This window comes from Acinetobacter pseudolwoffii (genome assembly GCF_002803605.1).
Taxonomy (GTDB): Bacteria; Pseudomonadota; Gammaproteobacteria; order Pseudomonadales; family Moraxellaceae; genus Acinetobacter; species Acinetobacter pseudolwoffii.
Genome location: NZ_PHRG01000011.1, coordinates 1 through 23,544 on the forward strand (window position 1 = coordinate 1; position 23,544 = coordinate 23,544).

Below are 23,544 nucleotides of genomic sequence, written 5' to 3' on the forward strand. Positions count from 1 at the left end.
CCATGTACATCATCACTGGCAAAAACACGGAACAAGGCACTATGTAAGGCTTGCTGTACGGCATAACGTACCAGCTCAGATTCGCTGGCAATCACGGTTCCTGCCGGCTGACCTGCCACAATTTCCTTGGCGAGATTCGGCCCGGACAGCACTCCATAAGGCACTTCTGGCAATACTTCCCGAATAATATCACTCATGAAGCTAAAAGTTTTGGCTTCAATCCCTTTGGTGAGTGAAATCACGGCTTGTGAGGTGATAAAAGGCTTGATTTGTTGCAGGACATCCCGAAAAGAATGACTTGGAATCGCGACTAAAATAATATCACGATCACGCACAGCCAGTTCCAGATCCGACACAGCCAGTAAGTTTTCTTCCAGCTGGAAATCGGGCAAATAACGTTTATTGATATGCGTGGCATTGATATCTGCCGCAACAGCTTCATCACGAATCCAGATCATGGTATTACAACCATTACGCACTGCGGTATTGGCCATTGCGGTACCAAAACTGCCCCCACCCAACACCGTGACTCTTAAAGCGGTCTTATGATCGACTGCAACCGGCTCGACCAGTGCTGAAAAATTTAATTCTGACATATTATTTTTTAATACCCTGTTATACCGTGCAAATTAACCGTTCTGATTCCAATAACTTACAAAATTACTGGTCTGAATCTCTGCGCGTGCTGGAATTGCTTTTGCTGCAGTGCCAATATAAATAATACCCGAGACCAAATCATCTTTTGAAATTCCTAATGCCTGCTTAAACAGGCCAGACTCGACTACAGCACCACTGCGCCACATGGTCGAGAAACCCTGAATCTGGAGTGATAACAGAAAATTCTGTATGGTGGCGCCTGAACTGAGAATCTGTTCAAAATGTGGAACTTTAGGATGATCCTGCAAACGCGTTAAAGCCAACACCAATAGTGGCGCACGGAATGGATGATTCTTGACCCGTTCAATCTGTGCCGTTTCAGTTTCACCCAGATCGACCAGTGCCTGAGACAACAGCTCCCCAAATGCTTCACGCTGTGCATCAGGTATCACCACAAAGGTGGTGGGTTTCAACCGATGATGATCCGGTGCTGTCAATGCCGCCTGAAAAGCCAGCTCCAGCTGTTCTGCATTCGGTGCCGGTGCCAGCAAATGTCCTATTGATTGACGTTGGTGAATATTTTGATGAACGATGTCGACCACGGATTCCGTCATTGCTTTGTAGATCTATACTTAAAAACTGTTTTCAAGATTAGCATATTCCCGCTGTAATACTCTATAAACTTCACCGCGACTTAGCCGCAAAAATTACTCAAGTAACATTACAATATTTTTATTTTAATCAATGAAATGCTCAGTTGAATTACTTTTTTAGCATAGAGTCACACTAAAAATTTCCAAACTTATACAACAGCTCCAAACTCTGTGCGCTTTGCTATGCTCAAATAAACTTAATTCTGTTTTCACCCGAGATTTTATCATGAAAAAAACAATTGCGATCAGCGGATTAGCAGCTTCAGCCCTACTTTTAACTGCCTGTGCTTCTAACCCAACCTCACTGGCAATTCAGAAAGAAAATAATCAGTTTGAGGTCACCGGATTAGGTAAAAATCAACTAACTGCTAAAAATAATGCCATTAATGCTGCCAGCAAAACCTGTGGTTCGAAAGCTACTGCGATTATTATCGATGAAAAGACGGGTTATAACGGGGCATTAAAAGGTGTCGTTGATGATCAGACTGGACAAATGATTCAGGCAGCAGCGACTGTTTTAGGTAATATCGCAGGCACCAATACCGGTTTAAACCAGAATGATGACTATCAAACCATTTTGACTTTCCGTTGTCAGGCCAAATAAGTCCAGATCACATGGTCATAAAAAAAACCGCTCTTCAAGAGCGGTTTTTTTAATCTGGATTAGCAATAACCTTCCAGACGGGTCAAAGGCAATTTCTGTCCAATCGCCTTCTCAATTTCTGGTAGATAGAACGCATCATCTTCGGCAAGGAAACTAATACTCACACCACGTGTTCCCGCACGGCCAGTACGTCCAATACGATGTACATAATCATCTGACTGTTCAGGTAAAGTGAAGTTCACCACATGTGAAACACCATCCACATGAATACCACGACCCGCAACATCTGTTGCAATCATGATGTTGTGCTTACCATTTTTGAACTGGTCTAGCATTTTTAGACGCTTGTCTTGAGCAATCTCACCAGACAGCATGACCACCTTATAACCATCACGTTTTAAATGATCATAAAGCTTACGCACCTGATCACGACGGTTGGCGAAAATCATCACCTTTTCAATCGGCTCATCACGCAAGATTTCTTGCAACAGTTTATATTTATCGGCCTTAGCCACCATATACACCCGTTGCTCGACATCGGCATTGGTTTTCTTTTCCGGTTCAATTTCAACTGTTACCGGTTCAAATAACCATTGCTGGGCCAAATTTAGTACATCATAGCTGAATGTTGCAGAGAACATTAAAGTCTGACGTTGCTCCTTACGCGGCGAAAAACGCACAATGCGTTTCACTGAAGGAATAAAGCCCATATCGAGTAGACGATCCGCTTCATCAATGACCAGAAATTCAATCTGATCCAGCCAGACTTCTTTTTGCTCGACAAAATCGATCAAACGACCGGGTGTCGCGACCATAATATCGACAGGTGCTTTATTTAGTTGATTCTTTTGCTTGTCAAAATCTACACCACCCAGCAAAGTCACGACATTGAGACCGGCATATTTGGCCAGATCCTGTGCATCGCTTTCAATTTGCAGTGCCAGTTCACGGGTCGGTGCCAAAATCAGGGCACGCGGTTCACCACGATAACGCTGCTCCTGAATTGGGTTATTTAATAGATCATTCATGATACTAATTAAAAAGGCCGCAGTTTTACCGGTACCTGTCTGTGCACGGCCAATGGCATCATGTCCTGCCAGCGTGAATTTTAAAACCTTCTGCTGGATAGGCGTCATGGTGGTAAAGCCTAAAGCATCAATCGCTTTTTTTAGATTGGGATGTAAATTTAAGGTTTCAAAACCAGATGACATAAAGCGGTGCTCTACTTGGGTAATCACTAAGATGGGGATAGTATAAACAAAAAACGCCCCAAGTTATATTGGAGCGTTTTCTTTTTAGCTTAATCCGAAGATTAGTCTAATGGTTGAACTTCTTCAGCTTGAAAGCCTTTTTGGCCTTTAACAACACTGAATTCAACGCGTTGACCATCACGAAGTGAACGGTGGCCGTCACCTTGGATAGCACGGAAATGAACAAATACGTCATCACCGCCGTTACGTTGAATAAAGCCGAAGCCTTTAGTATCGTTAAACCACTTAACTACGCCTTGTTCGCGAGCAGCTGTCATAAGTTAATCCTCATTGAAACTAAAAGAAGGACCACCCGGTGTTGCAAACAGCAGAGCAAACAAGTTTGAAAATATTATTTTTAAGCTTGTAATCATTCTGTAAAACTATCAACAAAATCCCGGTTACATCCATTTATGTAATAGGGTGAAAAACAATCACTTTGTTTATTCAAAGTCCCAAATACGCAACGAGCTTAACATGGGTTTATCACAATTAATAGATTTTTTTTAGCATGTTCTGTTTGATTTAGTTATTTTTTTCATGAAAATTGTCAAAAGACTTTATATCTTCTTTTAGATCCTGATTTTTATTAAAGCAGTTTGGTTCTATACGCTTCTTTGTTACTATTTATTGTCATTTTTTTGCTATATGAATGAAACCCTAATGTCGCAAAATCCACAGCAATATTGTCTTATCGATGCCATGGGAAAACCCTGCCCGATGCCGCTATTAATGTTAAAACGGGCACTAAAGGCCGGTAATCAGAAAACTTTCTTGCTCAAATCCTCTGATCCACATAGTCAGACGGATGTCAGCCGTTATTGCCAGATTCATCAACTCAAGCTTGAATCAAAAAAAGTTTCTGATTCAGAATTTCACTACTTGATTGAATCTTAAAAATTTTCAATTAAACTGTTTATCTTAGTTTCGTATACTTTTTTACATTTCTCTACCCAAATATCCATTATTTGCGGAGAGATTGGATTAAGATAAAACCTATGTTTAGGGTTATCCCGCATTTCAAGGAGAACACATGAGTGACAGCCGCAATCAGTTGATGCCCCTGTCATTATCGGCGCCAGGGGTCAACCTCGGTGCTTATATCAGCACTGTCAATCAGATTCCGATTTTAACGGCCGAACAAGAAAAAGAGTTGGCTGAACGCTATTACTATGACCAAGATTTAGATGCAGCAAAAATGCTGGTCATGTCACATTTGCGTTTTGTGGTGCATATTGCACGCAGTTATGCAGGTTATGGTCTGCCACAAGGCGACCTGATTCAGGAAGGCAACCTGGGTCTGATGAAAGCTGTAAAACGTTTTGACCCGAATATGGGCGTACGTTTGGTGTCATTTGCTGTGCACTGGATTAAGGCGGAAATTCATGAATATGTGATCCGTAACTGGCGTATTGTTAAAATCGCCACCACCAAAGCGCAACGTAAACTGTTTTTTAATCTGCGTAGCCTGAAAAAATCATCGAAAAAGTTGACCCTCGCAGAAGCTCAGTCGATTGCCAATGATTTAAATGTCACACCAGAACAAGTTCTGGAGATGGAAGGCCGCTTGACGGCATATGATGCTGCTTTTGATGCTTCCGGCGATGACGATGATGAAGGTTCAACTTATGTTGCACCGGCTTTATATCTTGAAGATAACCGTTATGATCCGGCCCGTCTGATTGAAAATGAGGATTATGAGGAACAAAGTACCTCTGCCCTGCACGAAGCCATGGATCAGCTCGATGATCGTTCACGTAATATCTTGCAGCGTCGCTGGCTAGATGACGAGAAATCAACCCTGCATGAGCTGGCCGCCGAATATAACGTTTCCGCGGAACGTATTCGCCAACTCGAAAAAAATGCCATGGAAAAAATTAAAGTGGCGATGTCCTCCAATTAACACCAAATTCTGTTATTGATTTAATCTGAAAAAGCCTTCATCAAAGAAGGCTTTTTTATGCCCGAATTTTGAATTTATGCTAAGGTTGAGCGCAAACTTTATCAGGAAGATCAATTCAAATGTGGATTGCGATTTCAGCACTCAACTTGGCGCTTGCCGTGATGCTCGGTGCCTTTGGTGCACATGGTTTAAAAGCGCGCGCGACTGAAGCCCAGCTCGGCTGGTGGCAAACGGCAACGGATTATTTTTTCTATCATGCCTTAGGTTTGCTTATTCTGGCCTTGCTCGCGAAAGTCATTCCGACACTCCCGATTCAATGGAGTTTTTGGCTAATTCAGGTCGGTATTTTATTATTTTCTGGTTCACTGTATATCATGGCCTTGGGTTTACCACGTGGATTAGGCGCAATTACGCCAATTGGTGGTGCTTTAATGATTGCAGGATGGTTAATTCTGGCTTGGAATGCTTTAAAATACGCCAGATAAGTCTGAAAATCACTTAATCATGGAGGGTAGCTAGAATGATGATTTATATCAATGGCGAACAACAGGAAACTCACTGCAAGAATCTGCTGGAACTGATTCAGAGTATGGCGCTTGAGGGTAAGCGTTTTGCAGTTGAAGTCAATGAAATGATTATTCCTAAAAGCAGATTAGGCGATACGCCGATTTGCGATACAGACAAAATAGAAATTATTCACGCGGTCGGTGGCGGCTAATACTCGGGACGATTATGCAAGATTTATTACAGATTGGTTCACGCCAATTCCAGTCTCGCCTTTTGGTAGGCACAGGCAAATATAAAGATTTAAATGAAACTCAGCAAGCCATTGAAACCAGTGGCGCAGAGATTGTTACTGTCGCGATTCGTCGGGTCAATATTGGACAGCATCCAGATCAGCCGAATCTGCTGTCAGTCATTCCTCCGGAAAAATATACCATTTTGCCGAATACCGCAGGTTGTTTCGATGCCAATAGTGCCGTTCGCACCTGTATGCTGGCACGCGAACTCCTTGATGGCCATAATCTGGTCAAGCTTGAAGTTTTAGGCGATGAAAAGACCTTATATCCGAATGTGACTGAAACCTTGAAAGCTGCACGTACCTTGATTGACGATGGCTTTGAGATCATGGTCTATACTTCGGATGATCCAATCGTGGCGCAAGAACTGGAAAGCATGGGCTGTGTGGCAATTATGCCTTTGGGCAGCCTGATTGGTTCGGGCTTGGGAATTCTCAATCCACATACCCTGTCGATTATTAAAGAAAATGCCAAAGTGCCTGTACTGGTCGATGCTGGTGTCGGTACCGCAAGTGATGCCGCAATTGCGATGGAACTGGGCTGTGATGGTGTACTGATGAATACAGCGATTGCAGCTGCACAGAATCCGGTACTCATGGCCTCTGCAATGCGTAAAGCAGTCGAAGCTGGTCGTGAAGCTTTTCTGGCCGGCCGTATGCCGCGTAAACGTATGGCCAATGCCAGCTCGCCGGAAACTGGTTATTTCTTTAAATAATATTTAAAGTCTTGGATCATTTTTCAAATAAGGATTCTCAGGAGTCCTTATTTTTTTGACTAAAATTCATGGGCACAATTTAAGCTTAAATCATTCAGCTATTTGATCGAGCTTTTATAATAATGAACACTCGATAATAAAAATAAGGATGTACGCTGGCGCTACTCAACTGCAGCGCGATGATCGACGTTCAAGTCTCATCAGCGATTCTATTAAAATAACATTGATTTTGTTAATTTCTATTCACACTTTAATGATGAAGACTGACAAATAAAAACCGCTTTCAATAAAGCGGTTTTTTTAAGCCTGATGATGAATACTCATTTATGGAATTAGACCTTCATCTCGCATTGCAATCTGTACAGACTGACGCTCTGCGACTTTATTGCGGATATGAATAATATTCTTATACGGACTTAAATCATGCTCAATATGATTCGACCAATTGGTCAACACAAACAGATAAGCATCGGCTGGGCCAAAGTTATCATCAACCAGATAGTCATTGTCTGATTCAGCAATCGCTTTGTCGATATAACTCAATAGACGATCGACTTCTGCATAGGCTTTTTTCTTTTCATCATCGGATAACTTGCCACCAAAGAACACCGCATAAGCATCATGCAATTCTGAGTTGAGATAACCCAGCCATTCCAGAACTTTGGCACGTCCCATACCAGATGGCGGAATCAGATCTTGTTTTGGATCGTGTTGAGCCAGAAAAGGTAAAATGGCTACGTTTTCTGTCAGGATCAGACCAGGATTAATTTCTAAGGCTGGTACATAGCCTTTAGGATTAATTTCGTAATAATCCGTACCTTTCTCTGTTTTATGTGTTTTTAAGTCAACACGTTCCAAATCAAAATCGACATTAATTTCATTTAAAATAATATGAGCTGCCAGTGAGCATGCACCCGGCGAATAGTAAAGCTTCATTTCTGATCCTTGTTATACACTTCTCTATGTTTTAAATCGCTTCTGTCAAACTTTCAAGTGATCAAACCTGTAAATTGCAAAAAAGCGTAACTGCCCCTCAGGACATTTACTCATTCAATATTCAGGAAATTAACGGCTTTTTCAAGCCCATCTCTGTAGATTTTTGACCGCATCTGTTTAAGATACCCAGGTTTTCCAAATTTAGATGATATTTCGTGATTAGCCTTAAAAAAGAAGAATGGTTTTCCAATGTTCGGACTGATGTACTCGCAGGTTTGGTGGTTGGACTGGCCTTGATTCCCGAGTCGATTGCCTTCTCTGCAATTGCTGGCGTCGATCCGCAGGTCGGTCTCTATGCTTCGTTTTGTATTGCTGTGACGATTGCTTTTTTTGGCGGCCGCCCTGCCATGATCTCAGCGGCTACGGGTGCGATGGCACTGCTGATGATTACGCTGGTAAAAGACCATGGACTGCAATATCTGCTGGTAGCGACTATTCTGACCGGAATTATTCAGGTCATTGCCGGTTATTTTAAAGTGGCCAAGTTGATGCGCTTTGTTTCGCAAGCTGTGGTGTATGGATTTTTGAATGCATTGGCAATTCTGATTTTTGTCGCACAGCTTCCCGAGATGCAAAAAATGGATGGGATGGGCTATCTGTTTATTGCCATGGGTCTGGCGATTATCTATCTATTTCCTTATCTGCCTAAAATTGGTAAAGCCATTCCTTCTCCGCTAATTTGCATCATCGTGCTGAGTGGACTGGCGCTGTTCTTGGGTGCAGATATGCGAACCGTGAGTGATCTGGGGCAATTTCCGGACACCTTACCAGTGTTCCTGCTGCCGGAGATTCCGCTCAACCTGGAAACCCTACAAATTGTACTGCCTTATTCATTGACGCTGGCGACTGTCGGTTTGCTGGAAAGCATGATGACCACGACTGTAATTGATGAAGTCACCGGAACTGAAGGTGACCGCCATCAGGAATGTCGTGGTCAGGGTATGGCCAATATTGTCAGTGGTTTTATGGGTGGCATGGCCGGTTGTGCCATGATCGGTCAATCGATTATTAATGTGTCTTCCGGTGCACGAACCCGTTTATCAACGCTGATTGCCGGTGTATTTTTGCTGTGCCTGGTTGTGTTTCTGAAAGACTGGCTGGCTTATATTCCGATGGCGGCTTTGGTGGCGATTATGGTGATGGTCGCCTTTACCACTTTCCAGTGGGGTTCAGTCAAACAATTCAATAAACATCCGCTGGAATTTAATGTGGTTATGATTGCGGTGGTGCTGGTGGTTTTAGCCACCCATAATCTGGCACTGGGTGTATTTGTTGGCGTGCTGCTTTCTGCTCTGTTCTTTATCAATAAACTGGAAAGAACCGTACATGTCTATACGCATTTGAATTCGGCTCATTCACGCAGCTACTTTATTTCTGGACAGATTTTCTTTAGCAGTTCAGAGAAGTTCTATCAGTTCTTTGATTTTAAAGAAAAGCTTGAACATGTTGAACTAGATCTGACCCATGCGCATATTTGGGATGTGACCTCAGTGAATATGCTGAATAACGTGATTCAGAAGTTCAAAGCCCAAGGTATAGATGTAACGGTGATTGGTTTAAATGAAGCCAGCAGCACCTTGATTGACCGTTTTAGTAGCTGATGAACAATGATGGATAAAAGAGCTTCAATTGGCTCTTTTATTTTATCTGGAAGATCTTGCCGATTTTTATGGAGAAATACCGAGAAAAGTTTGACTTGCTCGGCTCAGGACTTAAAATACCGCATTCTGAATTTTTAGATTTGCCAAAGTTATGTCGAACGATCAATTAGACCAGCAAGTCGTGGAGCTGGACAATTTAAGCGAGCACCGTGAAATCGTGACGTTTATGCGCCGCTCAATGCCGCTGAACACCTCTCAACGTACTGCGCTTGAACAATATGGTCACTTAATTTTGGAATATCCGGTGGGCGATTTACGTCAACACTTTGAACATCCTGAGCGTCCTTTAACGGTAGAAATCGGTTTTGGTATGGGCCGTTCTCTGGTGCTGATGGCCAAGGCCAATCCCGAGCGTAACTTTGTCGGGATTGAAGTTCATGTACCAGGCATTGCGCAGTGTATCTATGAAGCAGGTATGGCCGGCGTAACCAACTTACGTGTACTGGATGCTGATGCGATTCAAGTGCTGCGTGAAATGCCGGACAATAGTATCAATACGGTTCAGCTTTACTTCCCTGATCCATGGCAGAAAAAACGTCATTTTAAACGTCGTTTTGTTTCACATGAACGTATGCCACTGGTTGAGCAAAAGCTGGAGCTGGGCGGCACCTTCCATGCTGCAACGGATTGGGAACCATATGCAGAATGGATGCTTGAAGTTCTGGAAGAACGTCCACGTCTGGAAAACCTCGCAGGTAAAGGCAACAGCTACCCTCGTCCTGACTGGCGTCCACAAACCAAGTTTGAGCGTCGCGGCATTGAAGCCGGTCACAAGATTAATGACTTTATCTTTAAAAAAATTTCTTAATCTAGGTCTAAAAAAGCGCTGACATCTCAGCGCTTTTTTATAAAAAAACTTTATCTTTCAATCAAAGATATACTAACGAGCACTGTACCTCTAATCGAACTTAAAAAGAAAAACAGCCCTTCATCTTTATGCCATGTCCATTTTTTATCCAGATTGAAAAATTCAGCGCATTTATTATTGATGACGTTCTAAAATTTGCTGGCTCAACAACTGATAGACATTTTGTAAATCTGCTCGCTGCCGATTCGCCAGCATCTGCTGATGCATATTTAGGATATTTTGATCACCACGCATGGCGGGGCCAGTCTGCATTTGCCTTGGATCATTTTCTGTGGCTTTATGGGCAGTTTCTAGTATTAAGGGATACAGCAGACTGAAATCGACCTGCTCAGCATCTACAATCTGTTTGGCCATATCATAACAATAATTACTGAAATTACAGGCAAATACTGCGGCCAGATGCAAACTTAAGCGTTGTTCAGAGCTATAGTGATAGACTCTATTGCTTAGGCTATTTGCTAGATCATGCAGTTTTTCTTGATCTTCAGCATTATCCGCTTCAATAAATAAAGGCGTATTTGACCAGTCGATGTCACGCTCCAGACTAAAAGTCTGTAAAGGATAAAATACGCCTGAACGTGGGTGAACATCCTGCAAAACGTTTAAGTGGGTACTGCCAGAAGTATGTACGATCAACACATCAGGAAGATAGGCATGTACCTGCTCGATGACAGATCGAATGAATTGGTCACTGACGGCAATGATTAAAAGATCAATTTCGAAATGCAGTAATTCAGGAGCGTTGATCGCCTGAGCCTTAAATTTAGATGCCAGCTGCTCTGCCTTGGCAAAACTGCGGCTATAGATTTGTACAAGCTCATGCTGTCCATTTAAGCCTTGGGCAAGATGAAAGGCAACTCGACCTGCCCCAATAATACTAATCCGCATCTGCTGATCTTCCTGAATAATTGCGCACAGCATGCCAATAAAAAAAGGACGAAGCAATTCGTCCTTTTGTGTAAATCAGATTTTAAAATTTACGTAAGGTTAAAATCTGCTCACTGCGACCAAAAGGCCCATGAAGATCATGTAAAATTCCACTGGTTAAACCAATGCCATCTTCACCATATTGCTGTAGCACTTCTAGTCCTAGCCATGTGCCTTTAGGTAAACGATGCAAATGAATCTGCAAGTCCAAATTTGGAAAGCCCCATCCCGCATTTGGGTCCTGACGCGGCACCACACCGTTGGCTGTATCCACCATTCCCATCAAGCGGCTAAAGTCGCTGGTCGTTTGACCTTCTACCATTTCCAGGGCATTGGATAACCAGACAATACCTTTGCCCGCACGATGATCGACATGGGCACGGGTATTAATACTTTGAATATAACCACCTGGCCAGCAGCGCATCCCTTCCCACACCGGCAGGTCTTCAGGGTGCTGAACCGGAAAATCTTCCAGACCGGCGATCGCACGGGTATCCGAAGTCATCATTTTCCAGGCACGTGCCACAATACAGGTTTTCCCGTTGGCACACATTTCTGCTTCAATGAGTTCGATGGTTTTACCCGGACGAATCATGCGCGTAGTAATGGAAAATTCACCAAAAGCAATCAGTCCAAAGATATCCAGACTCACCCGGCCAATGCGCATCTCTGCACGTGGCTGAAACTGTTCCAATTCTGCACAAATAATGCCAGTCGCGGGCGCCATATGCTGCTCATGCGGATTCCATGCACCTTGCGCATGAATATTAGATTCATAATAAGCAGTGCTGCTGCCATCGGCATGCTGTTCGCGGTTGATGAAACGATAGTAGGCTGACATTGTTTTTACACTTCCTTGAATCTTATATTTAAATTTCTAGTTAACTGTTTCAGTTAGCTATGCTTATTTCTTTATAAAAAAACCATAATAATTCATGATTTGACAGTAAATTTTGCTATGTTTAAATCCGACTTTGGTTAAAAGCGCTGCTAAATCTTGGCCAGAGATTAAATGAAAATCCTGCTGTAACCGTTCAAGCATTTTTTCGCTTTGTTGAATACTGAGTCCTGTCTGCTGTGTCATTTTTTGCAAGATTTTTAATTCAGTTTCATTTTCAGGTTGCATCAAGTCATAGGTTAACAGGATTCCATCGGTCTTAAGACTCTCAGAGATATCTTGAAAAAATTCAGTTTTATTTTCTGATGGAATAAAATGTGCCACCAAAATTGCTAGAGCCGCATCGAACTGATTATCTTGATTTAAGCTTTGTGTATCTGTCTGAATAAAACGAATCCGCTGCGATCCCAGGCCTAACCCAATATTTTTCTGCGCCTGTTCCAGCATAGTCGCTGATGGATCAATTGCAGTAAATATCCAGTTTGGGTGGCGTTGCAACAGATAAGATAGCTCATAGCCTGTCCCGCAACCAACGACCAATATATGGGCAATTTCGGGTAAATGAGTGGTTAGGATGGCATCAATTTGCTGATGTACCAGTTCATAGCCGGGAATCAATTTACGGATGTGCTCATCATAATTAGCGACGACGAGTTCACTATGGAAGTTTTTTGCCATATTTTCACTTTACCTCACACCATTCAACAGACTAAAGAGCATTAGGTTTATCAGTTATTACAATATTGATAAAGATTCCATCTAAAGGTTTTAAATTTTCGACCATTATCCTAAATCTAATCACATGACAGGCGACATGAATGTCGCCATTTTGCTGAAGGGACATGGATGTCCCTTCAGCAAAATAAAGGGCTTTTGTTTACTTTTAGCCCATCGAAAGTCAAAGCATGGCCTACACGTTAAAATTAAAATCTTTCTTTCTAAGTGAGGCTGTGCAGATCTTTCGCTTTTTCTTAATAGTTTCTCTTCAACTTTTTTTAATGATAAAAAAGTTGAAGAATTCACCAATCTCAAAAACTAAACAATACTTAAGCTATTTCCTTTAAGTTCAACTCTTCACGCATAAATTCACGCAATTTAAACTTCTGCGCCTTACCGGAAGCTGTCATCGGGAACTCATGGAAGAAACGCACATAGCGCGGCACTTTATTGTGTGAGATATGCTCGGCACAATACTGGCGAATAGTTTCTTCAGTACACGGATCGTTTTCATGCAAAATGATGCAGGCACAGAGTTCTTCACCATACTTATGATCTGGCACACCAATCACCTGAACATCTGAAACCGCAGGATGGGTATAAAGGAAGTCTTCAATTTCTTTGGGGAACAGGTTTTCACCGCCACGAATGACGACATCCTTGATTCTCCCCTTGATTTTGACAAAGCCTTCATCATCCATTTCAGCAATATCACCCGTATGCATCCAGCGCGCATTATCAATTACTTCTGCAGTTTTATCCTGATCTTCCCAATAACCGAGCATCACCGAATAACCACGCACACAGAGTTCACCGAGTTGTCCGCGCGGCACCACCTTGCCATCTTCATCGACAATTTTCACTTCCAGATGCGGATGTACCCGGCCGACTGTCGTAACACGCTGTTCAATAGAGTCTGCGGTAGAGCTTTGCGCACTGACCGGTGCGGTTTCAGTCATGCCATAACAGATGGTAATGTCTGACATATGCATCCGGTCAATCACACGCTGCATAATTTCCTGTGGACATGGACTGCCGGCCATAATACCGGTACGCAAACTGCTCAGATCAAATTCATCAAACTGTTCATGCTCAAGAATGGCAATAAACATGGTCGGCACCCCATAAGCCGCCGTACATTTTTCTTGTTGAATGGCTTTGAGGGTTTCCAGAGGATTGAAAACGGCAGATGGATAAATCATGGCTGAACCATGGGTAATACAGGCCAGATTTCCCATCACCATACCAAAGCAGTGGAACAGTGGTACCGAAATACAAACCCGATCTTCTGGACTTAAATGAATGGCTTCACCGACAAAATAGCCATTATTTAAAATATTGTTATGGGTCAACATGGTACCTTTCGGATTCCCCGTTGTACCCGAGGTGAACTGAATATTGATGGTTTCATCAAACTGCAATTCACTCGAAACTTGCTGCAATTTTTCTAAGGCGTTTGCGCTCGGTTCCACCAATAAGTCCTGAAAACGATGTAGACCCGCATGTTCCTGTTCATCAATTTTAATCACATGCTTCAAATGCGGCAGACGCTCTGCATTGAGTAATTTACTTTCAGTCTGCATTAGCTCAGGAGCAATTTTAGTCAGAATTTCCTGATAGTCAGTGGTTTTAAACTGCGCTGCAATCACCAGTCCCTTACAGGAGACCTTGTTTAAGACATATTCCAGTTCATTACTTTTATAAGCTGGATTCAAATTCACCAGAATAATCCCGGCCTTAAATGCAGCAAACTGGGTAATGGTCCATTCCACACAGTTCGGCGACCAGATGGCCAGACGGTCACCTTTTTCCAGGCCCAGTTTCTGCAAACTACAGGCAAAAGCATTCACTTGCTGCTGCAACTGCTGATAGCTCAGACGCACATTCTGGTGCAAGCTGACGATTGCATCAGAATATGCATACTGTTCGCATGCCTGATCAAATTTTTCGCCAATTGTCATGCCCAATAAGGGTTGGCTGCTTGTTCCGTAGGCATAGCTTAACCGTACTTGTGTCATTGAATCGATCTCCTTGATTCTTTGTAATTCTGATTTTCAACTCTATTAATTGTTTTTTGACCACGACAACCCTGTCTTCCTGCCTGTTTTTTTGTGTTTTATGCTCCTGCTACTCCCTCCTGTCGACGTACTGCGTTGACACAAAAATCGGCAATCTGTTTGACAAAGTGATCCTTATAATTTTGATCAAACCTGATATTCCGAGATGGATTCAAAGGTTCAATTACCACAAAGGTCATGGAACCAACCACACCCAGCGCTGCGGTATTTAAATCTTCAAATTCAAACTCGCCATTGACTTTTCCTTCAGCCAAAATTTCCTTAATGCTTTGCTTGATTAGCTGTTTACTGTGAAAACGCTCATGTTCCATTTCCGGATCGACCGGTTCGAACATCAGCGAATACGCCAACTGAGGGCTGTTCATGGCTCGCTTCACAAAAGTTGTAACAGATTTTTGCAATTTCTGTTTTGGCGATAAATCCGAGGCAGCAATGTGATTTAAAATCTCAATCTCAAGCCGAATTGCTTCTGACAAAACCTGAATCAAAATCTGATTCTTGTTTTCGAAATATCGATATACCAAGCCTGTAGAAACGCCTGCACGTTCTGCAATCGCCTGAATCGACGCCTCTTTAAAGCCCCCTTGAGTAATCAGCTCACGAGCAGATTGCAAGATCGCCAAGCGATTTTGCTCCATTCGTTCCTGCATCAATGATGATCTTTTATAACTCATAAAATTAATCTCAACAAGATAAAATGAATTGTAAATCATTTTGTGAATATTGATTCACTTTTTTAAATTTTCGATGTATGTTAAATAACAAGCACAACAAAAATGCTTTTTTGGATACAACAAATAGAACCACAGGATGGATGAACAATGAATTTACAAAGCTTGGATTTCGGTTTGGACGAAACACTTATTGCACTTCGTGATTCAGTGGCTGCATTTTGCGCCAAGGAAATTGCTCCAATTGCTCAACAAGTGGACCGTGACAATGAATTCCCTGCTCACCTTTGGAAAAAATTTGGCGAGATGGGCCTGCTCGGTCTGACGGTCAGTGAGGAATATGGCGGTTCAAATTTCGGTTATCTGGCACACATCATTGCCATGCAGGAAATTTCCCGCGCTTCAGCATCGATTGGTTTGTCCTATGGCGCACATTCTAACCTATGTGTAAACCAGATTAAGCGTAATGGCAGTGAAGAACAGAAACAGCGCTATCTGCCCAAACTGGTATCTGGTGATTATGTCGGTGCATTGGCCATGTCCGAACCCAATGCCGGATCCGATGTGGTCAGCATGAAACTCAAAGCTGAAGACAAAGGTGATCATTACCTGCTGAATGGTTCGAAAATGTGGATCACCAATGGCGGCGATGCCGATGTACTGGTGGTCTACGCAAAAACCGATTTACAAGCCGGTGCCAAAGGCATGACCGCTTTTCTGGTTGAAAAAAATATGCCGGGGTTTAGTCACGGTACGCACCTAGACAAACTCGGCATGCGTGGCTCAAACACTTATCCACTATTTTTTGACAATGTCGCAGTGCCAAAAGAAAACGTGCTCGGCGGTGTCGGCAATGGCACCAAAGTGCTGATGAGCGGTCTGGACTATGAACGTGCTGTTTTAAGTGCAGGCCCACTCGGCATTATGGATGCCTGTATGGATACCGTGATTCCGTATATTCATGATCGTAAACAGTTTGGTCAGGCGCTGGGTGAATTCCAGTTGATGCAGGGCAAAATTGCTGACATGTATTCCACCTGGCTGGCCTGTAAAGCCCTGGTCTATGCAGTTGGCGCAGAATGTGACAAGGCAGAGCATAGCCGTAGCCTGCGTAAAGATGCCGCCAGTGCGATTTTATATGCAGCTGAAAAAGCCACCTGGATGGCGGGCGAAACCATTCAAACCTTGGGTGGCAACGGTTATATCAACGAGTTTGCTGCGGGACGTCTATGGCGCGATGCCAAACTGTATGAAATTGGCGCAGGCACCTCAGAAATTCGCCGCATGCTGATTGGCCGCGAACTGTTTAATGAAACTGCCTAAAAAATAAATCACAAGAATAGACAAGGATGTTCGGCATGAATCAATTAAAGAGCAAAATTAATATTCGCAGCGACGAATTTAAAAACAACCAGACGGCGATGCAAAATCTGGTCGAAGACCTGAAACAGAAAGTCCAAAAAATTGCCTTGGGTGGGGGTGAAACTGCCCGTCAAAAACATTTGGATCGCGGTAAATTACTAGCCAGAGAACGTATTGATCATCTGATTGATCCTGGCACGGCATTTATTGAAATTGGACAACTGGCTGCCTATCAGGTCTATCAGGACGATGTGCCTGCTGCGGGCGTGGTCGCTGGCGTTGGTCAGGTCAATGGCGTAACCTGCATGATCATTGCCAATGATGCGACTGTTAAAGGGGGCACTTATTATCCACTGACCGTAAAAAAACATTTGCGTGCTCAGGAAATTGCCGAGCAGAATCATTTGACCTGTATTTATCTGGTCGATTCTGGCGGTGCCTATTTGCCGCTACAAGATGAAGTCTTCCCGGATCGTGATCACTTCGGACGTATTTTCTATAATCAGGCGCGTATGTCGAGCCAAGGCATTGCCCAGATTGCCGTGGTAATGGGCAGTTGTACGGCGGGTGGTGCCTATGTGCCTGCCATGTCGGATGAAACTATTATTGTACGCAATCAGGGAACCATTTTCCTCGGTGGCCCGCCACTGGTCAAAGCTGCAACCGGTGAAGTTGTTTCCAGTGAAGACCTTGGTGGTGGTGATGTGCATACCCGCCTCTCCGGTGTAGCCGATCATCTGGCTGAAAATGACCAGCATGCCCTGGAAATTGCCCGCAATATTGTGGCCAATTTAAATAAAAAACCAAATCCGTTGCCTGAACATGTGGAAGCGCCTTTGTTTGATGCTTCAGAGCTATACGGTATCGTGCCAACAGATTCGCGTAAACCTTTTGATGTCCGTGAAGTGATTGCCCGGATTGTCGATGGTTCGCGTTTTGATGAATTCAAGGCTCGATTTGGTACTACCTTGATTACCGGATTTGCCAGCCTATACGGTATGCCAGTCGGGATTATTGCCAATAACGGCATTCTGTTTTCCGAGTCAGCACAAAAAGGTGCACATTTTATTGAGCTGTGCTGTCAGCGCAATATTCCCCTGCTATTTATCCAGAATATCACTGGCTTTATGGTTGGCCGCCAGTATGAAAATGAAGGCATTGCCAAAAATGGCGCCAAACTGGTGATGGCTGTGGCCAATGCCAATGTGCCTAAACTGACCATGGTGATTGGCGGCTCATTTGGTGCCGGCAACTATGGTATGTGTGGCCGCGCGTATTCACCACGCTTTATGTGGACTTGGCCAAACTCACGTATTTCAGTGATGGGCGGTGAACAGGCCTCCAGCGTATTGTCGACCTTAAAACGTGATCAGATTGAAGTCAAAGGCGCTAACTGGTCTGCGGAAGAAGAAGATCAGTTTAAACAGCCAATTCGTGACCAGTACGAACGCCAAGGTCATCCTTATTATGCCTCTGCACGTTTATGGGATGACGGTGTCATTGACCCTGCCCAATCTCGTGAAGTGTTAGGTCTTAGTTTAGCTGCGGCACTGAATGCGCCAATCCAGCCGACCAAGTTTGGCGTGTTCCGCATGTAAGAGGTGAAAAAAATGACATATCAATTTTTACAGCTCGAACAGCAAAATCAAGTGGCAACAGTCTGGATTAATCGCGCTGAACTGCACAATGCCTTTAATACTCAGGTCATTGAAGAATTGTATCGCTGCTTCCAGTCTTTAAATAGCCGTGATGATGTACGTGTGGTGATTCTGGCAGGGCGCGGCAAAAGCTTTTCGGCTGGTGCCGATCTGAACTGGATGAAGCAGGCCGGTCAGGCTTCTCAAGCAGACAACGAAGCAGATGCATTAAAACTGGCGAAAATGCTGCAAAGCCTAGCGACTTTAAAGCAGCCAACCATCGCCCGGGTGCATGGCATTGCTTTTGGCGGTGGTATGGGTCTGGCATCAGCTTGTGATATTTGCGTGGCCAGCACCGATGCCAAGTTTGCCACCTCTGAAGTACGCCTAGGTCTGGCACCTTCGACCATCAGCCCGTATGTGATTCGTGCGATTGGTGCGCGTCAGGCTTCACGTTATTTCCTGACCGCCGAGCGAATTTCTGCGGAACAGGCCAAAACCATTGGACTGGCGCATGAAGTCACTCCACCGGAACAGCTCGACAGCAAAATTGATGAAATTGTGGAAGCCCTGTTACTCGGTGGCCCTGCTGCACAAAATTCCTCAAAACAACTGATTCAACTGGTCGACCAACAGGTTTTGACCGAAGATTTACTTCTTAAAACAGCACAGCATATTGCCCATATTCGCCAGGGAGATGAGGCGAAAAATGGACTGAATGCATTTTTAAACAAACAAAGCCCGGCCTGGATCAAGACCACGGCATAACAACAAGAAGGATGCTACGATGTTTGAAAAGATTTTAATTGCCAACCGTGGTGAAATTGCCTGCCGTGTGATTCGTACAGCAAAAAAACTCGGTATTGCCACCGTTGCCGTATACTCCGATGCCGATGCACAGGCACAGCATGTCAAACTGGCGGATGAAGCGATCTATATTGGTGAATCGCCAGCAGCACAAAGCTATTTACAGATCGAACGTATTATTCAGGCGGCCAAAAACACTGGTGCGCAAGCAATTCACCCAGGTTATGGCTTTTTGTCGGAAAATGACCAGTTTGCCCTGGCCTGTCAGGACAATAATATTGTCTTTATTGGCCCGCCTGTCGATGCCATTTTGGCGATGGGTCTCAAAGCCACCTCTAAAGCGTTGATGGAAAAAGCTGGTGTGCCTTTAACCCCGGGCTATCACGGTAGCAATCAGGATGCCGACTTCCTGAAACAGCAGGCTGACAGCATCGGCTATCCGGTGCTAATCAAAGCCAGTGCTGGCGGTGGCGGTAAAGGCATGCGTCTGGTCGAGCGCAGTGAAGATTTTCTGAGTTCGCTGGCTTCATGTAAAAGCGAAGCGCGTTCCAGTTTTGGCAATGAAGATGTGCTAATTGAACGCTATGTGATTCAGCCACGTCATATTGAAGTACAGGTTTTTGGCGATACCCACGGCAATTATGTGCATTTATTTGAACGTGATTGCTCGGTACAACGTCGTCATCAAAAAGTCCTTGAAGAAGCGCCTGCACCAAAAATGCCAGAAGACAAACTTGAAGCGATGCGCCAGGCCGCGATTGATGCCGCACGTGCGGTCGATTATGTCGGTGCCGGTACGGTAGAGTTTATCGTCGAGCAAGATGGTACTGCCTATTTCATGGAAATGAATACCCGTTTGCAGGTTGAGCACCCGGTCACTGAAATGATTACAGGTCAGGATCTGGTGGAATGGCAACTGCGCGTAGCTTTTGGTGAGCCTTTACCCAAACAGCAGCATGAATTACAGATCCACGGGCATGCACTGGAAGCACGTGTCTATGCCGAAGAACCAGAGAAAGGCTTTATTCCTGCGATTGGCCAGATCAGCTATTTACACTATCCAGAGCAAAATGACTGTGTACGTGTGGATAGTGGCATTGTCGAAGGTGATGAAATCAGCACCTATTATGATCCGATGATTGCCAAACTGATTGTCTGGGGCAAAAACCGCGAAGCTGCTTTAACGCAAATGCATCATGCCCTGGGCCATTTCCATGTGGATGGTTTGGGCAATAATATTGCATTCCTCGACCGTTTGGTGCTGTGTGATTCGTTTAAAAATGCCCATCTGGATACCGGCCTGATTCAACGTGAAGAAGAGTTCTTATTAAAACCTTCGACTGAGATCAATGCTGAACTGATCGTTAGTGCTGCATTCATCGAATTATTATCACGCCAAGCTCAAAACCCGGTTGCGAATAACTCAGTCTGGCAACAACACGCTTTCTGGCGCCTGAATCAGCAAAATGCATATACAGTGCAATTACAACGCAATGGCATTATGCTTAAAGTTCAGTTCAGTACGCAAGAGCAAGGTTTTATCGCCACTTATAATGGTCAGCAGATTCAGCTACAAGGTCAGTTGATTGATGCACATACTTTAGCTTTGCAACTGGCAGGCAAACAGCAAAAACTGGCCTTTAGCCAGACTGAACATGGCATTACCCTGTTCCAGAATGGTCAGACACATAAATTCGAGTCTATCCAGCCGGATTATGATCAGCATGATGATCAAGGGACAGAAAACAACCTCACTGCACCAATGCCAGGTGTGATCACGCAAGTACTGGTCGCTGCCAATGACAAGGTCAAAAAAGACGATGTCTTGATGACGCTCGAAGCCATGAAAATTGAATATTCGATTCGTGCACCACACGACGGCATCATCGCCAGTTCATATTTCCAGAAAGGTGATCAGGTCAAAGCCGGTGATGAACTGCTTGAGTTCCAGCCACTGACGGAGGATGTTGCATGACCGAATTTGTCAAAATTGTAGAAGTCGGGCCACGCGATGGCCTGCAAAATGAAAAAACGCCATTAACGCTGGATGACCGGAAAAATCTGATTCTGGATCTGATGAAAACCGGTTTACAGGCGATTGAAGTCGGTTCCTGTGTTTCAGCCAAATGGGTGCCACAAATGGCAGACAGCGATCAGCTGTTTGCCGGCTTGCCAAAAGACCCAAATATTCAGTTCAGTTTACTCACCCCAAACCTGAAGGGCTTTGAAGCAGCGCTGGCGGTGGGTTGCAAGGAAGTTGCGGTCTTTACTGCAGCGTCCGAAAGCTTTACCCGAAAAAATATCAATTGCTCGATTGATGAAAGCTTTGAAAAGTTTGCCGATGTGATGGCAGCCGCCAAAGCCAATGATATTCGGGTACGCGGTTATGTGTCCTGTATGGTGGACTGTCCTTATGAAGGTGCGATTGATCCGAAACAGGTGGTCAAAGTCACGCAGCGTCTACTGGATATAGGCTGCTATGAAGTGTCATTGGGTGAAACCATTGGTACAGCCACACCGGATCGGGTGCAAAAAGTTTGGGATGCTTGCCTGGCTCAGATCGATACCAAGGTTTTGGCAGGTCATTTCCATAATACCTATGGCATGGCCATCGCCAATATTTACCAGTCGCTGTTACAAGGCATCCGGGTATTTGACTCCTCCATTGCTGGCCTGGGTGGCTGTCCTTATGCCAAGGGTGCTTCAGGCAATGTTTCAACTGAAGACCTGTATTACCTGCTCTCGAATATGGGCTTTGAAACCGGTATTCAACTGGATGCCCTGATGCAGGCCAGCCGTAATATCAGTGAGGTATTGCAGCGCAATAATCCCTCCAATTATGCCAATGCCTATTGGCAAAAAGCCTGTGCCTGACACTCAATAAAAGAAATACCCGGACACGATACAAGTCCTCAAGGATATACATCAGTAGTTTCCTGACCAAAAAGGAATCTGCAAGAAAAGAATAAATCGAGGTAAAAAATGTCAAATAAAGTTTATGACAGTGCAGAGGCCGCTTTAGACGGCGTGGTTCAGAATGGACATACACTGGCAGTCGGCGGTTTTGGTTTATGCGGTATTCCGGAAGCATTGATTGCCGCATTGAAACAGACTGGTGCCAAAAATCTGACCTGTATTTCCAACAATGCCGGAGTCGATGGTTTTGGTTTGGGCGTTTTACTGGAAACCAAACAGATTCAAAAAATGATTTCATCTTATGTCGGCGAAAATAAAGAATTCGAACGTCAATACCTGAGTGGCGAACTGGAAGTCGAACTGACCCCACAAGGCACCTTGGCAGAGAAATTACGTGCTGGCGGTGCCGGTATTCCGGCTTTTTATACCGCCACCGGTGTCGGAACCGTGATTGCTGAAGGCAAGGATGTGCGTGAGTTTAATGGCAAGTCTTATATTCTGGAAGAATCCTTGACTGCCGATGTTGCCTTGGTCAAAGCCTATAAGGCTGATAAAGCCGGTAATCTGATTTTCCGTAAAACTGCACAAAACTTTAATCCGGTCTGCGCTATGGCTGGCAAAATCACCGTGGCTGAAGTAGAAGAAATTGTCGAGATTGGTGAGCTTGATCCCGATGACATTCATCTGCCCGGTATTTATGTGAACCGGATAGTCCTAAATACTCAACCGGAAAAACGTATTGAACAGATGACCTTAAAGGCGGAGGCTTGATCATGGCTTGGACACGTAATCAAATGGCGCAGCGCGCTGCACAAGAGCTGGAAGATGGTTTCTACGTTAACCTGGGAATTGGTTTACCAACGCTGGTTGCTAATTACATTCCAGAAAATATCAATGTCTGGCTGCAATCGGAAAATGGCTTGCTCGGTATTGGCGAATTTCCAACGGCTGAAACCGTCGATGCCGACCTGATTAATGCTGGTAAACAGACCGTGACTGCCCGTAAGGGCGCTTCTTTCTTTTCCAGTGCCGATTCCTTTGCCATGATCCGTGGCGGTCATGTCAATATCGCCATTTTAGGTGCCATGGAAGTGTCCGAAACTGGCGATCTGGCCAACTGGATGATTCCGGGCAAAAAAGTCAAAGGTATGGGCGGTGCCATGGATCTGGTCGCAGGGGTACAAAAAGTCGTGGTGTTGATGGAACACTGCGCCAAAGATGGCACGCCTAAAATTGTTGCGCAATGCAGTCTGCCCCTTACCGGACAGGCTGTGGTCAACCGGATCATTACCGATTTAGGTGTGCTGGATGTCACTCCAGATGGTATTCAACTTGTTGAGCTGGCACCAGAGGTCAGTTTTGAGGAGATTCAGAAAGTCACGGGTGTGGCTTTACAAAAAATAGCAGCTTGATTTTCCCGGCCCTTAAAATGAAAAATTTTAAGGGTTTCTTTTCGACCAAAGAAAACTCTAATTTTAAAAATG

25 protein-coding genes are annotated in these 23,544 nt (G+C 44.2%); 15 read left to right on the forward strand and 10 right to left on the reverse strand.

Going from position 1 to position 23,544, the window contains the following annotated elements:
• Together CWI32_RS13365 and CWI32_RS13370 are read right to left on the reverse strand one after the other, a co-directional pair.
• Nucleotides 1-596, reverse strand: a 596-nt coding sequence (locus CWI32_RS13365) for an NAD(P)-binding domain-containing protein (protein WP_167381288.1), incomplete at its 3' end; no start/stop codon positions are given.
• A gap of 33 nt (nucleotides 597-629) precedes the next feature.
• On the reverse strand, nucleotides 630-1,211 hold the full coding sequence (locus tag CWI32_RS13370) for a nitroreductase family protein (RefSeq protein WP_100535521.1): 582 nt from the start codon (nucleotides 1,209-1,211) through the stop codon (nucleotides 630-632).
• A gap of 265 nt (nucleotides 1,212-1,476) precedes the next feature.
• Between CWI32_RS13370 and CWI32_RS13375 the strand changes: the two genes are divergently transcribed.
• Complete coding sequence (locus CWI32_RS13375; protein ID WP_005171568.1) at nucleotides 1,477-1,854, forward strand: hypothetical protein; 378 nt, start codon at nucleotides 1,477-1,479, stop codon at nucleotides 1,852-1,854.
• Between the two features lie 59 nt (nucleotides 1,855-1,913).
• Here CWI32_RS13375 and rhlB read toward each other — a convergent pair whose 3' ends face one another.
• Together rhlB and CWI32_RS13385 are read right to left on the reverse strand one after the other, a co-directional pair.
• Nucleotides 1,914-3,065, reverse strand: a complete 1,152-nt coding sequence (rhlB, locus tag CWI32_RS13380; protein ID WP_005096570.1) for an ATP-dependent RNA helicase RhlB — start codon at nucleotides 3,063-3,065, stop codon at nucleotides 1,914-1,916.
• Nucleotides 3,066-3,166: 101 nt separating this feature from the next.
• The gene (locus CWI32_RS13385) at nucleotides 3,167-3,382 is read right to left on the reverse strand and encodes a cold-shock protein (protein WP_004280099.1); all 216 of its coding nucleotides are present in this window, start codon (nucleotides 3,380-3,382) and stop codon (nucleotides 3,167-3,169) included.
• A gap of 385 nt (nucleotides 3,383-3,767) precedes the next feature.
• Between CWI32_RS13385 and CWI32_RS13390 the strand changes: the two genes are divergently transcribed.
• From CWI32_RS13390 to CWI32_RS13410, 5 genes are all read left to right on the forward strand, one after another.
• On the forward strand, nucleotides 3,768-4,001 hold the full coding sequence (locus CWI32_RS13390) for a sulfurtransferase TusA family protein (protein ID WP_180049988.1): 234 nt from the start codon (nucleotides 3,768-3,770) through the stop codon (nucleotides 3,999-4,001).
• Nucleotides 4,002-4,137: 136 nt separating this feature from the next.
• A complete protein-coding gene (gene rpoH / locus CWI32_RS13395; protein WP_005096567.1) occupies nucleotides 4,138-5,007 on the forward strand; it encodes an RNA polymerase sigma factor RpoH in 870 nt (289 codons plus the stop codon).
• A 119-nt stretch (nucleotides 5,008-5,126) separates the two neighbouring features.
• A complete protein-coding gene (locus CWI32_RS13400; RefSeq protein WP_005096565.1) occupies nucleotides 5,127-5,492 on the forward strand; it encodes a DUF423 domain-containing protein in 366 nt (121 codons plus the stop codon).
• A gap of 35 nt (nucleotides 5,493-5,527) precedes the next feature.
• On the forward strand, nucleotides 5,528-5,725 hold the full coding sequence (thiS, locus tag CWI32_RS13405) for a sulfur carrier protein ThiS (protein WP_004280105.1): 198 nt from the start codon (nucleotides 5,528-5,530) through the stop codon (nucleotides 5,723-5,725).
• A 14-nt stretch (nucleotides 5,726-5,739) separates the two neighbouring features.
• The gene (locus CWI32_RS13410) at nucleotides 5,740-6,522 is read left to right on the forward strand and encodes a thiazole synthase (RefSeq protein ID WP_074382971.1); all 783 of its coding nucleotides are present in this window, start codon (nucleotides 5,740-5,742) and stop codon (nucleotides 6,520-6,522) included.
• A gap of 324 nt (nucleotides 6,523-6,846) precedes the next feature.
• Here the strand turns inward: CWI32_RS13410 and CWI32_RS13415 are convergent, their stop codons facing one another.
• Nucleotides 6,847-7,458: a glutathione binding-like protein gene (locus CWI32_RS13415; RefSeq protein WP_005171574.1), complete on the reverse strand. Its 612-nt coding sequence runs from the start codon at nucleotides 7,456-7,458 to the stop codon at nucleotides 6,847-6,849.
• 215 nt (nucleotides 7,459-7,673) lie between these two features.
• Here CWI32_RS13415 and CWI32_RS13420 point away from each other — a divergent pair, with 215 nt between their 5' ends.
• Complete coding sequence (locus CWI32_RS13420) at nucleotides 7,674-9,119, forward strand: SulP family inorganic anion transporter (protein ID WP_100535523.1); 1,446 nt, start codon at nucleotides 7,674-7,676, stop codon at nucleotides 9,117-9,119.
• 151 nt (nucleotides 9,120-9,270) lie between these two features.
• Complete coding sequence (gene trmB, locus CWI32_RS13425) at nucleotides 9,271-9,987, forward strand: tRNA (guanosine(46)-N7)-methyltransferase TrmB (RefSeq protein ID WP_005096556.1); 717 nt, start codon at nucleotides 9,271-9,273, stop codon at nucleotides 9,985-9,987.
• A 174-nt stretch (nucleotides 9,988-10,161) separates the two neighbouring features.
• On the opposite strand, the gene CWI32_RS13430 is transcribed toward trmB, so the two are convergent.
• The 5 genes from CWI32_RS13430 to CWI32_RS13450 all read right to left on the reverse strand — a co-directional run bounded on the left by CWI32_RS13430 (nucleotide 10,162) and on the right by CWI32_RS13450 (nucleotide 15,341).
• A complete protein-coding gene (locus tag CWI32_RS13430; protein ID WP_100535543.1) occupies nucleotides 10,162-10,935 on the reverse strand; it encodes a Rossmann-like and DUF2520 domain-containing protein in 774 nt (257 codons plus the stop codon).
• A gap of 82 nt (nucleotides 10,936-11,017) precedes the next feature.
• On the reverse strand, nucleotides 11,018-11,815 hold the full coding sequence (locus CWI32_RS13435; protein ID WP_005096553.1) for a thioesterase family protein: 798 nt from the start codon (nucleotides 11,813-11,815) through the stop codon (nucleotides 11,018-11,020).
• A 63-nt stretch (nucleotides 11,816-11,878) separates the two neighbouring features.
• Nucleotides 11,879-12,550 carry a class I SAM-dependent methyltransferase gene (locus CWI32_RS13440; RefSeq protein WP_100535524.1) on the reverse strand — a complete coding sequence of 224 codons (672 nt, stop codon included), beginning with the start codon at nucleotides 12,548-12,550 and terminating at the stop codon, nucleotides 11,879-11,881.
• Nucleotides 12,551-12,918: 368 nt separating this feature from the next.
• Entirely contained in the window at nucleotides 12,919-14,607 is a 1,689-nt protein-coding gene (locus CWI32_RS13445; RefSeq protein ID WP_100535525.1) for an AMP-binding protein, read from the reverse strand.
• A 98-nt stretch (nucleotides 14,608-14,705) separates the two neighbouring features.
• On the reverse strand, nucleotides 14,706-15,341 hold the full coding sequence (locus CWI32_RS13450; RefSeq protein ID WP_035337915.1) for a TetR/AcrR family transcriptional regulator: 636 nt from the start codon (nucleotides 15,339-15,341) through the stop codon (nucleotides 14,706-14,708).
• Between the two features lie 147 nt (nucleotides 15,342-15,488).
• On the opposite strand from CWI32_RS13450, the gene CWI32_RS13455 reads away from it, so the two are divergent.
• The 7 genes from CWI32_RS13455 to CWI32_RS13485 all read left to right on the forward strand — a co-directional run bounded on the left by CWI32_RS13455 (nucleotide 15,489) and on the right by CWI32_RS13485 (nucleotide 23,472).
• Nucleotides 15,489-16,661 carry an isovaleryl-CoA dehydrogenase gene (locus CWI32_RS13455; protein ID WP_005096545.1) on the forward strand — a complete coding sequence of 391 codons (1,173 nt, stop codon included), beginning with the start codon at nucleotides 15,489-15,491 and terminating at the stop codon, nucleotides 16,659-16,661.
• A gap of 35 nt (nucleotides 16,662-16,696) precedes the next feature.
• Nucleotides 16,697-18,298: a carboxyl transferase domain-containing protein gene (locus tag CWI32_RS13460; protein WP_100535526.1), complete on the forward strand. Its 1,602-nt coding sequence runs from the start codon at nucleotides 16,697-16,699 to the stop codon at nucleotides 18,296-18,298.
• Between the two features lie 12 nt (nucleotides 18,299-18,310).
• Nucleotides 18,311-19,105: an enoyl-CoA hydratase/isomerase family protein gene (locus CWI32_RS13465; RefSeq protein ID WP_074382975.1), complete on the forward strand. Its 795-nt coding sequence runs from the start codon at nucleotides 18,311-18,313 to the stop codon at nucleotides 19,103-19,105.
• A 19-nt stretch (nucleotides 19,106-19,124) separates the two neighbouring features.
• A complete protein-coding gene (locus CWI32_RS13470; RefSeq protein WP_005096540.1) occupies nucleotides 19,125-21,119 on the forward strand; it encodes an acetyl/propionyl/methylcrotonyl-CoA carboxylase subunit alpha in 1,995 nt (664 codons plus the stop codon).
• Entirely contained in the window at nucleotides 21,116-22,018 is a 903-nt protein-coding gene (locus tag CWI32_RS13475; protein WP_100535527.1) for a hydroxymethylglutaryl-CoA lyase, read from the forward strand. The genes CWI32_RS13470 and CWI32_RS13475 overlap by 4 nt, the downstream gene beginning before the upstream one ends.
• Before the next feature lie 108 nt (nucleotides 22,019-22,126).
• Nucleotides 22,127-22,831 carry a CoA transferase subunit A gene (locus CWI32_RS13480; protein ID WP_100535528.1) on the forward strand — a complete coding sequence of 235 codons (705 nt, stop codon included), beginning with the start codon at nucleotides 22,127-22,129 and terminating at the stop codon, nucleotides 22,829-22,831.
• Nucleotides 22,832-22,833: 2 nt separating this feature from the next.
• Nucleotides 22,834-23,472: a CoA transferase subunit B gene (locus CWI32_RS13485; protein ID WP_005096536.1), complete on the forward strand. Its 639-nt coding sequence runs from the start codon at nucleotides 22,834-22,836 to the stop codon at nucleotides 23,470-23,472.
• The last annotated feature ends 72 nt before the right edge of the window (nucleotides 23,473-23,544 follow it).